Genomic DNA, 13,739 nt, shown 5'->3' with positions numbered 1-13,739 from the left:
CTTTAGCTTCTTTAGCTTCTTTAGCTTCTTTAGCTTCTTTAGCTTCTTTAGCTTCTTTAGCTTCTTTAGCTTCTTTAGCTTCTTTAGCTTCAGTGTTCGCGACCTGTTCTTGAGATGCAACCGCATCCATCATTTTTTCATCAGCTTCTTGTGCAAAAACATTGGTACTCATTAGTACATTTAACACAACGATCGAAGCGAAGGATTTGCTTGTAGTTATGTCTTTCATATTTTTAAGAAACAAACTCATACCCCATCTGCTCAATATTTTCATTTTGGCAAATCATAGCATTAATAAAAGATTAGAGCTGAATAACGAGATTTAATTCATTCGACCTGTATGCATTTAAACGTTTAAATCCACCATAAACTAAACCCGAGTTCTACATCCTGTAAAACTCGGGTCGATGAGGTTGTGCTTTTCAAAAATCATATTATTGTTTTATTGGCTTTCCTTTCCTACATCATCTCCATGATGATTTTCCGTCGGCGTCGTCTTCCATATTGGGATCATTCCATTCCCACTCCCTGTGCCGATAAGCTTAGATTACGCTTAAGCTCGCTTCGTGACTATGGGTCAACAGACACATTCATTGTAAGCAATTTCTTACACGCATCCATTCACACTTGTTTGCCATCTTTATAATCTTGCGCAATTTCATCTGTCACTTGTTTCTCTTCTTTCTCAGCTTTCGCAATACCTTCTTGAATCGCCTCCTGAGCCTCTTGCTCATCAGCATCCGTCTGTTCTAATTCTTGCTGTACTTGCTCAAATTGTCGTCCAGTTTGTAAAACAACGTACACAGGAAAATGATCCGAACCAATATGCGGTAATCGCTCCATTTTCACCAAAGCAAAATCAGTGCTGTGGAATACATGATCGAGTGACCATCGTAATAGCGGATAGTCCGCATGGAAGGTATTGACATAATGACGTCCAACACGCGGGTCTAACAAACCACTGATACGTTGAAATAGTCGTGTGGTACGAGACCATGCCACATCGTTTAGATCTCCCATGACAATGCAACTTTCATCCAAGTCTTTAATTTGATCACCGACAATCAACAATTCAGCATCACGTAATGTAGAGTCTTTGGCTTCAGTTGGACTCGGCGGTTTGGGATGTAAACAATATAATTGAACTGGCTGTCCAGAACGCAATTTCACTGTGGTATGAATAGAAGGAATCTCATTACTCAGTATGAATTTGACTTCGGTATCACTCAATTCCAACTTACTGTAGAGATGCATTCCATAGAGATTATCTAAAGGTACTGGAACACGATAAGGATAATCCGCCTCAATGACCGAAAGTTCATTCTGCCAGGTTTGGTCTGTTTCAAGCGTCAATACGATATCGGGTTGATGCTGATGAATCTGTTCAATCAAACGATGATATTCTGTATTTGGTGTTAAAACATTCGACACAATTAAAGAGATTTGCTTTGATGGATCAAGTTGATCTGGTTGGACCTGTTTCACCTGTTTTTTCCAAATTAAGGTATAAGGCAAAACCATCTTCAATTGATATGCTAATGCAGCAATTAATCCAACAAATATGACTTGGCGTCTTAAATCCCATTCCCCATCCCAAATCAACAGGAGGATAAATGCGATAAAGCCTAGGGCTAAAATTTGTAGTCTTGGAAAATCGGCACCTCGAAACCACCACTCATCACGCGGAATCAAAGACCAAAAACTTAACCAAATCACAACAACAGCCAGTATCTCAATCCATAGCATAGCGCTTCTCTTTATATATTCTTAATTTTTCGATGATTCATAAATTTATATTAGTTTTGCATGTAACATAAACAAGATATATTGCACAATATATTTGCTGTTTTGATTGTGTACCACTTGCAGTTATACACTCTTTTGATACACTCGAACCCCCTTTTTTATTTTAACGCACCGAGGCAAAGTGACATGAAAGTAGGTCTGGTCGGTTGGCGCGGGATGGTTGGTTCCGTCCTTATGCAACGTATGGTTGAAGAGAATGATTTCGCTCATTTTGAGCCATTCTACTTCTCTACCAGTAATGCAGGTGGTGAAGCCCCTGCGTTTGGTGGTAAAACTGCCCCAGCACTTATGGATGCGACAGACATTAATAGTCTGAAGCAAATGGATGTCATTATTACCTGCCAAGGTGGTGATTATACCACTGAAGTTTTCCCTAAGTTGAAAACTGATGGTTGGAATGGTTACTGGATTGACGCTGCATCTACATTGCGTATGGACGATGAAGCAATCATCGTATTAGATCCAGTCAACATGAATGTGATCAAAGACGGTTTGGTAAAAGGTACGAAAACATTTGTAGGCGGTAACTGTACTGTTTCATTGATGTTAATGGGTCTTGGTGGTCTGTTCCAAAACAATCTTGTTGAATGGGCGACTTCAATGACTTACCAAGCTGCTTCTGGTGCGGGTGCGCAAAACATGCGTGAACTCATCACAGGTATGGGCTATTTGTATAACAATACAAAAGATCTATTAGACGATCCACGTTCTCCAATTTTAGATATCGACTCTAAAATTGCTGAACTACAACGTGGTGAAGGATTCCCTTCAGCAAACTTCGGTGTACCTTTAGCAGGTTCTTTAATTCCTTATATCGACAAACAGCTTGAAAGCGGTCAATCGAAAGAGGAATGGAAAGGTCAAGTTGAAACCAATAAGATTCTTGGTAATTCACAAATTGTACCTATTGATGGTCACTGTGTACGTATTGGTGCAATGCGCTGTCACTCACAAGCATTGACTTTAAAACTTCGTAAAGATGTTCCTTTAAATGAAATTGAAGACATCATTGCAAGTGCAAATGACTGGTCTAAAGTTGTGCCGAACACACGTGAAGCATCAATGACTGATCTTACACCTGTTGCAGTAACAGGCACGCTTACTGTTCCAGTAGGTCGTTTACGTAAACTCAATATGGGTAAAGAGTATTTAGGCGCGTTCACTGTTGGTGACCAATTACTTTGGGGTGCTGCTGAACCTTTACGCCGTATGCTACGCATCTTGATTGACTATAAAAATGCTTAATTTTTAATAGTCACTTCAATAAAAAGCCGGTCTGATTAGATCGGCTTTTTTTATGCAATTTGAATTGATTAGAGCTTGGAGTGCTATTTGAAAGGAAATATTATGACATCTATACAAAAAACAGTTAAATTACAATCTCATCACTTCTTATTTCGAACATCTTGATCGATGCATAATGATGAACTGAGAATATAAAAAATCGGGATTAAAAACAGTCCAATATTTCGAGCACTCAGGTATTAGATTTGCAATAAATTCATTGAATTCAATGAAGGGGAAAAATTATGTTGTATGTCATTCCATTTGTCGTCTTGCTGTTAATCGCACTGGTGCTCAAAAAACGTGAGGATAAACAAAAAAATGGTGACACAGGATCAACAAAATCTAAAAAAAATGTGAGTGTAAAACGCGCTAAGAAAAGCCCTAAAACTCGCTCCACCCCACAACAAGCCTATTCACAGCACGGTCATGGCGCACCACAAGACTTAAGTGCCGAACCAGTGGCTGATGAACTTAAAGCCAGCATTGAATACTTAATTCAATCAGAAAGCTATATGTCAGCCGAAGCAAAAATCAATCAAGCATTGAATCGTGATCCTAGACAACATGAGCTTTACTCGTATTTGATTGATATTCACATCCTACAGAATGATGAATTTGCTTTAAAACAATTAAGTAATTATTTACGCTCCACTGGATTACATTACATTGCGGATGAAGCTGAAGACAAACTTAAAGCTGCAAAAGAAGCGGAACATAATAAAGAAATTGCGAAAGAATCACGGGATATATCGAACACTGAGAATCAGCCTCGTCATGCTGCACAGTTTCATAGCACCAGTTTTATAACTGAAATTCCTGCAGTGCAATCAGAACAAGCTTTTGATCATCTCATCAAGTCTCAGGATGAACAACATAGCTCTCAGGAAAGCACACCCACTGAAACAAATGAGACCACAGAGCAATCTTCTCTTCCTTCTCAAAGCTCAACATTTGTGTTTGAAACAGAACAATACCCACATCCCTTACAAGCCAAAGAGAAGAAAAGCACCCCTGAAGAAGAAACTGAGCATGTCTCTGCTGAACCTACTGCTCATTTTGTATTTAGCTCAGAACAGCTCGATTTAGCAGAAGAGTTTACGCTCAATAAAACCAATGAAGAAATCATTGACCAGCTCCCTTCTGATCAGGCTGAAAATCAGCAGGCAACTGAACAGGAGACTCCATCGCAAAACGAGCATTTTGAACTCGATTTTTTTATGGAAGATACACCTCAACCCACTTCACAACATCCATTCGAGCAAGTTGATGAGAAGGCTCCTGCATCAAAAGAGCAAACATCTTTAGAATTTATAACGACAGATTTAACTTTCGAGCAAAATGCTCAAACACAGACTGAATCTGAAACAACCAATCAATCGACTGAAGATCGCGCACCCTTAGAGTTTGATTTAGACTTCACCAGTTTTCAGTCTGAAAATAAATCACAAACAGAATCAGTGCAGTCGACCGCTAGAGAGAACCGTGCTTCAGAAAATGAGTCCATCCAAAATCTCGACTTCACACTTGATTTGAGTCAAGAATGGGGTGAAAAAACAGATCTCCCTCATTCAGCACTGAGTTCTTCTCCATCAGAAAAAAATCTACAAGAACTGAATATTGAAATCGATCCATTGGAATTTAACTTTTCAGATCAATCGGAACAGTCTCATTCTCAAACAACAACATCCAAGGATGAACTCACTTTTGATCTTTCAGATGATTTTAACTTTGATGCTGAAACATCTAGCTCAGCAAAAGTTTCAAAGCAAAGCGTAAATGATCAGATTTTAGATTTTGTAACTTTCGACTTTGAGGAAAATCTTGATTCAAAATCTACAATAGAAAGCTCAATTGAACCGACAAACGAGTTTAATTTTGACCTCAATTCATCAGATGAAAATGTAGAAGTGCAACAGAATCATTCGCATGAAACATCTGCGATAAAAATGAATCCGAATCGTCCTGATGATCCTCTTGTACAACGTTTTCCTGAATTACTCAACGTTGATGAAATTCAACTTAACTTAGATTTAGCGGATCAATACATTAAATTTGGCGCGTTTGATGAAGCAGAAAAATTAATTACGGAATATGAATCGCATTACAATGACGAACAAAAAATGCGTGCAGCAAAACTCCGAGAGAGCATGGAATCTGATTCCAATTAATCTTAATATGAAGCAGTCTAATCAGGCTGCTTTTTTTATGAGTTCAAAAATAGCTTTAATCTATATGGGTGGGACATTTGGTTGCGTTGGTGAACCTTTAGCGCCTATGCCTGCTGCCGATTTTTTTCCGCAATTAAAAGAAATTTTGCCCGTTCAAAATCAAATCGAGCTTGTCCAGGCTCATGAGATTAAAGACAGTAGTGCATGTACGGCGCGTGATTGGTTGCTGTTAATCCAACAAATTCAACAATTACAAGCTAAACAATTTCAAAATTTTATTGTCATTCATGGTACCGATACCATGAGTTATGCTGCGGCTATTCTTTCTCGATTTCTCCATGATACGTGTCGAGTCATTATCACAGGTAGCCAATTTCCTCTGCTCAATCATGCAGCGACATCTTTGCATCCATCGAGCGATGCTTTAGATAATCTGAATCATGCCATCCAACATATGGAAAATATGTCTGATGGTGTTTACTTATGCTTTAACCATCAAATTTTTCATGCCAGAACTGCAGTCAAGACTCATCGCACGGCACTAAATGCATTTTGTGGTGAAGCATTTACAAATGTCATCAAGCCCATATCAAGTTCTTTTTTCAACATTACTGAGCAACATATTGAACGCTCGATACAACTCAATATTGCGAATCTGAGTCTTCGCCCCATTGAAATCAAATTATTCAATCAGCATTTAACGCGTTTTATCGACAATCCGCCTCATGTACTCATACTTCAAGCATATGGAACCGGTAATTTAGCAATTAATGCGGATACCACAGATATTTTGAAGCAGCTTCGTGCCTTAGGCTGCCATATTATATTAAGTAGTCAGGTCATGTTTGGAGAATTAGATCAACGCTATGCAATTAGCAGTTGGATTCAAGCATCTGATATTTTAATAGACGATACACTCAGTGATGCCGATCTTTATGCCAAAATTCTAAAAATGTATTTACAATACCCCTCCACAGATCAATGGTTAAAACATTGGTATGATTCATCAAATTAGAGGTTCAAATGCCGCGTTTTGCAATCGGAATTGAGTTTAGTGGCGTTCGGTATCGAGGTTGGCAAACACAGCAACCTGGTGTGCCGAGCGTACAAGAAACCATGGAAAAAGTGTTGAGCAAAATTGCTGATGAACCCATCATTTTGCATGGTGCGGGTCGAACAGATGCAGGTGTTCATGCCACAAATATGGTGGCTCACTTTGACACAAATGCAATACGTCCAATTCGTGGCTGGCTTATGGGGGCTAACAGTACACTTCCTAAAGATATTGCCATCCAATGGATTCAAGAAATGGATAGTGATTTTCATGCACGCTTTAAAGCGCAGGCTCGCCGTTATCGTTATGTCGTTTATAACAGCCCCATGCGCCCTGCCTTACTCCACAAACAAGTAACGCATGCTTATTACCCACTTGATGTAGATAAAATGATTGCTGCAGCCTCAAAATTTGAGGGTACTCATAACTTTGAAAGTTTTCGAGCTGCTGCGTGTCAATCCAACCAACCTGTACGCCATGTGAGCCATTGCAAACTCATCAAACACGGTGCTTACCTTGTTCTTGACATCCAAGCAGATGGTTTTTTACATCACATGGTTCGTAATATTATGGGCTGTTTACTGGAAATTGGTCAGGGGATGTACGGCATTGACCATATCGATGAAATATTCGCAGCAGAAGACCGTAAAGCAGCAGGGATCACAGCACCACCTGACGGCCTTTACTTTATCCAAGCACACTATCCTGAAGAGTTTAACTTGCCTAAAGTACCCCTAGGCCCTCATTGGTTAAACATGCCTGAATAGATTTTTATTTTGAATTAAATAGAAAAAAATCCCTTCATAAGAAGGGACTTTTTTAGCGCTGTTTCCGCTTACGATATTCAACAGGTGTCTCATTGGTCCATCGTTTAAAGGCCCGATAGAACGTACTTGGTTCCGAGAAACCCGTCAGATAGACAATTCTCTCTACGCTTTCATTGGTATTTGCCAAAAGTTTTTTAGCTAAACGACAACGATAGTCAGATAAAATTTGCTGGAAGCTTGTATTGGCTTCACTGAGCTGTGTTCTCAAACGACGTGGGGTAATATTCAACTGAGCTGCCACAGTTTCTAGCGTTGTTTCTCCACTCTCAAGTGTTGATCCAATAGCACGGCGCACCTCACCCACTAAATCGTATCGAGCCAACTCCTGTAATTTTTCAATCGCCAACTGCTCATGCAGTTGAAGTAATTCTGGCTCGGCTTGCCAAAGTACATAATCTAAAATTGCAGGATCAAAATAAAGTCGCGTTTCTTTTTGGCCTAAACTTACCGGGCACTCATATACACGGAAATACTCATCGTCTGAAGCACCCTCGCTAAAGTTAAAATCGATATATATAGGTTGAAAACGACCTTCAGTAATAAATTTGAAGAATCTTAAAATGCCTGAAATCGCGCACTCAGAAAAATGACGATTGACTAGGTTTTCAGAGAAAGGTTGTTCACCATTGGTTAGGTAGCAACGATCATCTTCAATAACCAATTTGGCATGAAATGCATCACTGATTAGACGTTGATATGCTAAAGCCCTTTTCAGGCCTTCGCCAAAATTTTCAGATGAAATAAAAAGATGTTCAATCACTTGACCACGATAAAGTGGTAAATGCTCACCTAAATGTAGACCAATGTCTGGATCTTTACTGACTTCTTCGGCAGCAACCCAGAAAGCGTACTGCGCGCTTAAAGGCGTACGCGCATTTTGATCTACTTGATTTAAGGCCACACCCGCTTTTGTTAAAATTTCTTCTGTGGGCAATCCAGCACGACGAATTGCTTGATAACCTAATCGTAGAACAACCGAAGCATCAGTTAGCTGACTCACGCAGTGCCCTTCCTTGTATGTTATTAATATTTACTTAAAACTTATGAATTAGATTACAGTCGATTGACCAAACTGACAACATAGTTAAGCATTTTTTTGTTTAAAAATTTTATTTGTTTGTTCGACAAGTTTGACCATAGAAACGCCGACTGAACTTGGTTTAACCTTGTTTTTTTCTAAAATTTTGCCTATAATTTGCGCCTTTCCAATTTGATCATCAGGTAGGCTATGGCCAATAAAGAGGAACTTATCGAGTTCGAAGGCGTTGTCACCGAAACGCTTCCTAATACTATGTTCCGTGTACGTTTAGAAAACGGTCACGAAGTAATTGCACACATTTCTGGTAAAATGCGTAAACACTATATTCGTATTTTGACTGGCGACAGTGTTAAAGTTGAAATGACACCTTATGACTTATCTAAGGGTCGCATTACTTACCGTGCACGCTAAGTGTTAGTAAGCGAAAAGCCACATTGAGTGGCTTTTTTGTTTTTGTACTTTTATTTTATGAATCGCATAGAAAGTTCATTCAGCTAAATCAATCGCCTGTCTTTGTGATAAGAGATAAATTCAGATATATAGAATAATTAAACTCACTATTTATTCTTAACTTTCAATCAAATATAAAAACAATCCTCATATACACACTCAACCACAAAAAAATCGTCGTACTGCCCCACTATTTCGTGCACTAAATAAATTGTGTTTTTTGCCCATCTGCATATTTACACTTTTCCTGTTTACGGCATGCCAAACAGCAAATTTTCAGAACAAAAAAAATATGAATACTTATGTTTCACAATTTGTAGGACAAGATATCCAACATATCCGATAAACTACCGAGTTGAATTCTTTTAACATTAAGCTGAAGCCCAATCTTGAGATTCGAGATGATCGATCCATTTTCACCTTTGAACGTATAGTCAACACCTCGATTCCAATGGGAAATTCGATGAGAGATGAAAATGATTTTGTTATTCCTGTACGTGCAGCTTCAGCAAAGCTGTGATACGGTAACGTAATGACTTGCTCGAGTGTTTTTAGTTAAAAAAAAATATCGCTTTCGAAAGCTCGGCAATAAAAAACGCAGCTCATAGGCTGCGTTTTGAATGAATCAACTGAAATTAGTTAAGCGCTGCAACAACTGCTTCACCCATTTCAATTGTCCCGACCTTCTTCATGCCTTCAGACATAATGTCAGCTGTACGTAAACCTTGATCTAAAACATTCCCTACTGCATCTTCAATCGCTTTTGCTGCAGCTTCTTGACGGAACGTATATCGAAGCATCATTGCAACAGATAAAATTGTTGCCAATGGGTTTGCGATATTTTGACCTGCGATATCTGGTGCTGAACCATGACAAGGCTCATACATCCCTTTACCATTTTCATCTAATGAAGCTGATGGCAACATACCGATTGAACCAGTCAACATCGCAGCCTCATCAGACAAGATATCACCGAACAAGTTACCTGTTACGATCACATCAAATTGTTTAGGTGCACGAACCAATTGCATTGCTGCATTGTCAACGTACATATGTGACAAGTTAATGTCAGCATACTGTTCAGCATGTAACTGAGTTACTGTTTGTTTCCAAAGCTCAGTGACTTCAAGAACATTTGCCTTATCTACTGAACACACTTTACCACCGCGTAGTTTCGCCATTTCAAACGCCACTTTAGCAATACGTTTGATTTCTGACTCTGCATATACGTCGGTATTAAAGCCTTGCTTCTCACCATTCTCTAATTCGCGAATACCACGTGGTTGACCGAAGTAAATACCACCAGTTAATTCACGGACAATTAAAATATCTAAGCCTGAAACAATTTCAGGTTTCAAACTTGAAGCATCTGCCAATTGAGGATACAAGATCGCTGGGCGCAAGTTAGCGAAAAGGTTAAGTTCGCTACGTAATTTCAATAAACCACGCTCAGGACGAATTGAGCGCTCAATTGTGTCCCACTTCGGACCACCAACAGCACCTAACAAAATCGCATCTGCTTTTTTTGCTTGTTCAGAGGTAACTTCTGGATAAGGTGAACCATGCGCATCAATTGCAGCGCCACCCAATAAACCTTGTTCCCATGTTAAATCTAGATTGAATTTTTCATTGACACGGGTGAGGACCTGTTCAGCTGCTTTTACAATTTCAGGACCAATGCCGTCACCAGCTAAAATCAAGATTTGTTTAGACATGAGATTTTCCATTTATAAAGTTAGTATGAACTAACGTGTTTTTAAATTTTTTTGTTCCACAAACTCACCTAGTCCATTGAGAACATTATAGGGTTTGCAGAAACGACGAATGGTTTGTTGCTCTTGCAACAAGTCAACACATAATGGCTCTGGTGCAGAAGCATCAAGTAAACTTTTTTTCCCACTGCTTCGATCTCTAAACATTACAAATCGGTAATCTTTTTTTGCTTCGAAGCGATGGATGACATTAATAGTTTCTGCTTTTTCCTCTGAAATCGGATAAAAGCGAACCACCACTTCATGCAGTCCAGCAGGAACTGAAAGATATAAGGCTTGCGGATCTTTCAAAGAGCCAGCATTTAATCGCACGATACCTTGCTTGATCGCACGCTGATCTAATCTTCGAGATTGAGCATCAACAATGGGATGCTCATCGAATCTTTCAAACTCACAATTCAGCGTTCCTGAGCAATAAATCAAAGCATGATTTCTGGTTTCAGGCGTTTCTTTAATCTTTTTCAGTTGTAATCGGTCTACGGTCTGACAAGCGGATAAAACGGCGACAGACAATCCGAAAAACGCATAGCGTAATAAAACTTTTGCCTTCATTTGTGCCCAACCTCACCAAACGGCGCAAAACTAAAAGAATAATTTTGCACCGATATTAGCAAGACTTGAATCAGAGCACTATAGCTTAAAGTGTCAGTTACGCTTTGATTTCTTGGAATACCCATGGACGAACAGCTTTAGTTCTTTCCTCATAAGCACGAATATCTTCTGCCGCTTGTAACGTTAAACCAATATCATCTAAACCATTCAACAAACAGTGCTTTCTGAATGGATCAACTTCAAATTTAAATGCTTCACCAGATGGTGTACGCACTTCTTGTGCTTCAAGATCAATCGTTAACTGATAACCTTCTTGAGCTGCACACTCTTTGAATAATTGATCCACAATCTCTTCAGACAAGATCACTGGTAACATGCCATTTTTAAAGCTGTTGTTGTAGAAAATGTCTGCATAGCTTGGTGCGATTACGGTACGGAAACCATATTCTTCTAAAGCCCATGGCGCGTGTTCACGGCTTGAACCACAACCAAAGTTAGCACGTGAGATCAAAATTGATGCGCCTTGGTAACGAGGCTTGTTCAACTCAAAGTCAGGGTTTAGAGGACGTTTTGAGTTATCTTGACCCAAATAACCTTCATCCAAATAACGTAATTCATCAAATAAATTCGCACCAAAACCTGTACGCTTAATTGATTTTAAAAACTGCTTTGGAATAATCAAATCTGTATCGACATTGGCACGATCTAATGGTGCAACGATACCTTGTTCAACGGTATATTTTTTCATGATTACTACCTAATGGAATCAAGACCATGTTTCACAAGAACTATCATATCTAAAATGTATAAAATTAACTTTTAACAGTTCAACTTTATCTTTTAAATATTTGTACTCCACATGGACTCCATTTTCTTTATGATCAAATTTAATGAGTGCAAACAGTTCATCATTTAAATAACAAGACCAACATGCCATAGCTGGAAATGAATAGTGTTTTAAAATTTCATTGAAAAACTGTTCACTCTGTTCATATTTTACAATGTGAGTCTGTAACAAATGAGGAACATTTACATCATCCCCCATGCAAACTGAGTCTCTAGTCAGTGAGCATTTCACTTCAGTTACATAACTCATTTCTAGGTTTGCTTAGAACGTACGCACATCTACAAAGTGACCTGCAATTGCCGCTGCTGCTGCCATCGCTGGACTCACTAAATGCGTACGACCACCATTACCTTGACGACCTTCGAAGTTACGGTTTGATGTTGATGCACAGTGCTCACCTGGTTGTAATTTGTCTGCGTTCATTGCTAAACACATTGAGCAACCCGGCTCACGCCATTCAAAACCAGCTTCAATTAAGATTTTATCCAAACCTTCAGCTTCTGCTTGTGCTTTGACTAAGCCAGAACCCGGAACAACCATCGCTTGCTTAATCGTGCTTGCAACTTTTTTGCCTTTTGCAACTTCAGCTGCCGCACGGATATCTTCAATACGAGAGTTGGTGCAAGAACCGATAAATACGCGATCCAATTTAATATCAGACAATGCTTGACCCGCGGTTAAGCCCATATATTGATAAGCACGTGTCCAATCGTTACGTTGTACATCATCTTTTGCTTGTTCTAATGTCGGTACTGCTTGCGATACAGGAATCACCATCTCAGGAGATGTACCCCAAGACACTTGTGGCTCAATCTCTTCACCTTGTAATACAACCACTGTATCAAAGTGTGCACCCTCATCAGAATGTAAAGTATTCCAATAAGCTACAGCTTGATCCCACTGCTCACCTTTCGGTGCATAAGGACGGTTTTTCACATATTCAATGGTTTTCTCATCTACAGCAACCATACCGACACGGGCACCGCCTTCAATCGCCATATTACATACCGTCATACGACCTTCGATCGACATGTCACGGAATACTTGACCACCAAACTCAATCGCATGTCCAGTACCACCAGCAGTACCAATTTTACCGATAATCGCTAAAACCACGTCTTTTGGTGTTACGCCTTGACCCAATTTACCATCAACACGTACTAACATGTTTTTCATTTTCTTTTGAACTAAACATTGCGTTGCCAATACATGTTCAACTTCTGATGTCCCAATACCGTGTGCCAAGCAACCAAACGCACCATGCGTCGCTGTATGAGAGTCACCACAAACAACCGTCATACCCGGTAAAGTTAAACCTTGCTCAGGTCCAACAACGTGTGCGATCCCTTGACGGACATCGTTGATATCAAACTGTGCAACATTAAATGTTTTACAGTTATCATCTAAAGTTTGCACTTGGATACGTGAAGTATCATCTTCGATCCCCGCAATCCCTTCAGAACGCTCTTTCGTAGACGTTGGTACGTTATGGTCAGGAGTTGCCACGTTTGCACTTAAACGCCAAGGTTTACGTCCTGCAAGTTGTAAGCCTTCAAAAGCTTGTGGAGAAGTCACTTCATGCAACAAGTGACGGTCGATATAAAGTAAAGAAGAACCATCATCGCGTTGTTTAACTAAATGATCGTCCCACAATTTATCGTACAACGTTTTTTTTGTTTGAGTTTCTGCTTTTTGGGTTTCGCCTGCCATGTCGATTTGCTCCACTGGACTGGGTAATTCTGTCATTAATTACGATTATAACGGCCTATTCACATAAATCTAATTTATCATTTTTATTAGTTTAAAAACTTTTTAGAATCAATTTAAACACAAAAACCATCTATAAAAACGATTAATTTAAAAATAATATTCGCTTTTACAGATTAAATAAGAATGCTTATCATTTAAACATCTCCAAGATCACCACCAACTGAGGA

General features: G+C 39.3%; 13 protein-coding genes. 5 read left to right on the top strand and 8 right to left on the bottom strand.

Annotation, left to right across the window (positions count from 1 at the left end):
- Both AC1M89_RS07455 and AC1M89_RS07450 read right to left on the bottom strand, forming a co-directional pair.
- On the bottom strand, positions 1–250 hold a 250-nt coding region (locus tag AC1M89_RS07455; protein ID WP_481592407.1), incomplete at its 3' end, for a hypothetical protein.
- Positions 251–621: 371 nt separating this feature from the next.
- On the bottom strand, positions 622–1,746 hold the full coding sequence (locus AC1M89_RS07450; RefSeq protein ID WP_035264120.1) for an endonuclease/exonuclease/phosphatase family protein: 1,125 nt from the start codon (positions 1,744–1,746) through the stop codon (positions 622–624).
- Positions 1,747–1,932: 186 nt separating this feature from the next.
- Here AC1M89_RS07450 and asd point away from each other — a divergent pair, with 186 nt between their 5' ends.
- The 4 genes from asd (at position 1,933) to truA (ending at position 7,082) form a co-directional block, all read left to right on the top strand.
- A complete protein-coding gene (asd, locus tag AC1M89_RS07445) occupies positions 1,933–3,051 on the top strand; it encodes an aspartate-semialdehyde dehydrogenase (RefSeq protein ID WP_481592408.1) in 1,119 nt (372 codons plus the stop codon).
- 284 nt (positions 3,052–3,335) lie between these two features.
- Positions 3,336–5,261: a hypothetical protein gene (locus AC1M89_RS07440; protein ID WP_481592409.1), complete on the top strand. Its 1,926-nt coding sequence runs from the start codon at positions 3,336–3,338 to the stop codon at positions 5,259–5,261.
- Between the two features lie 37 nt (positions 5,262–5,298).
- Positions 5,299–6,276, top strand: a complete 978-nt coding sequence (locus tag AC1M89_RS07435; protein ID WP_481592410.1) for an asparaginase domain-containing protein — start codon at positions 5,299–5,301, stop codon at positions 6,274–6,276.
- 8 nt (positions 6,277–6,284) lie between these two features.
- Positions 6,285–7,082, top strand: coding sequence for a tRNA pseudouridine(38-40) synthase TruA (gene truA / locus AC1M89_RS07430; RefSeq protein WP_481587331.1), 798 nt, complete (start codon positions 6,285–6,287; stop codon positions 7,080–7,082).
- Between the two features lie 52 nt (positions 7,083–7,134).
- Here the strand turns inward: truA and AC1M89_RS07425 are convergent, their stop codons facing one another.
- Entirely contained in the window at positions 7,135–8,142 is a 1,008-nt protein-coding gene (locus AC1M89_RS07425) for an AraC family transcriptional regulator (protein WP_035264130.1), read from the bottom strand.
- Positions 8,143–8,370: 228 nt separating this feature from the next.
- On the opposite strand from AC1M89_RS07425, the gene infA reads away from it, so the two are divergent.
- Complete coding sequence (infA, locus tag AC1M89_RS07420) at positions 8,371–8,592, top strand: translation initiation factor IF-1 (protein WP_004692529.1); 222 nt, start codon at positions 8,371–8,373, stop codon at positions 8,590–8,592.
- 674 nt (positions 8,593–9,266) lie between these two features.
- On the opposite strand, the gene leuB is transcribed toward infA, so the two are convergent.
- The 5 genes from leuB to leuC all read right to left on the bottom strand — a co-directional run bounded on the left by leuB (position 9,267) and on the right by leuC (position 13,512).
- The gene (gene leuB, locus AC1M89_RS07415) at positions 9,267–10,346 is read right to left on the bottom strand and encodes a 3-isopropylmalate dehydrogenase (protein ID WP_179998721.1); all 1,080 of its coding nucleotides are present in this window, start codon (positions 10,344–10,346) and stop codon (positions 9,267–9,269) included.
- Between the two features lie 30 nt (positions 10,347–10,376).
- Entirely contained in the window at positions 10,377–10,955 is a 579-nt protein-coding gene (locus tag AC1M89_RS07410) for a hypothetical protein (RefSeq protein ID WP_179998722.1), read from the bottom strand.
- Positions 10,956–11,052: 97 nt separating this feature from the next.
- Positions 11,053–11,703, bottom strand: coding sequence for a 3-isopropylmalate dehydratase small subunit (leuD, locus tag AC1M89_RS07405; protein WP_481592412.1), 651 nt, complete (start codon positions 11,701–11,703; stop codon positions 11,053–11,055).
- A gap of 18 nt (positions 11,704–11,721) precedes the next feature.
- Positions 11,722–12,051, bottom strand: a complete 330-nt coding sequence (locus tag AC1M89_RS07400) for a hypothetical protein (protein ID WP_481592413.1) — start codon at positions 12,049–12,051, stop codon at positions 11,722–11,724.
- A 12-nt stretch (positions 12,052–12,063) separates the two neighbouring features.
- Positions 12,064–13,512: a 3-isopropylmalate dehydratase large subunit gene (gene leuC / locus AC1M89_RS07395; RefSeq protein WP_481592414.1), complete on the bottom strand. Its 1,449-nt coding sequence runs from the start codon at positions 13,510–13,512 to the stop codon at positions 12,064–12,066.
- Positions 13,513–13,739 lie beyond the last annotated feature (227 nt).

The organism is Acinetobacter sp. ANC_7635 (genome assembly GCF_056779945.1).
Note: the sequence above shows the minus strand (reverse complement) of the source record. Positions and strands in the feature narration are given on the sequence as shown.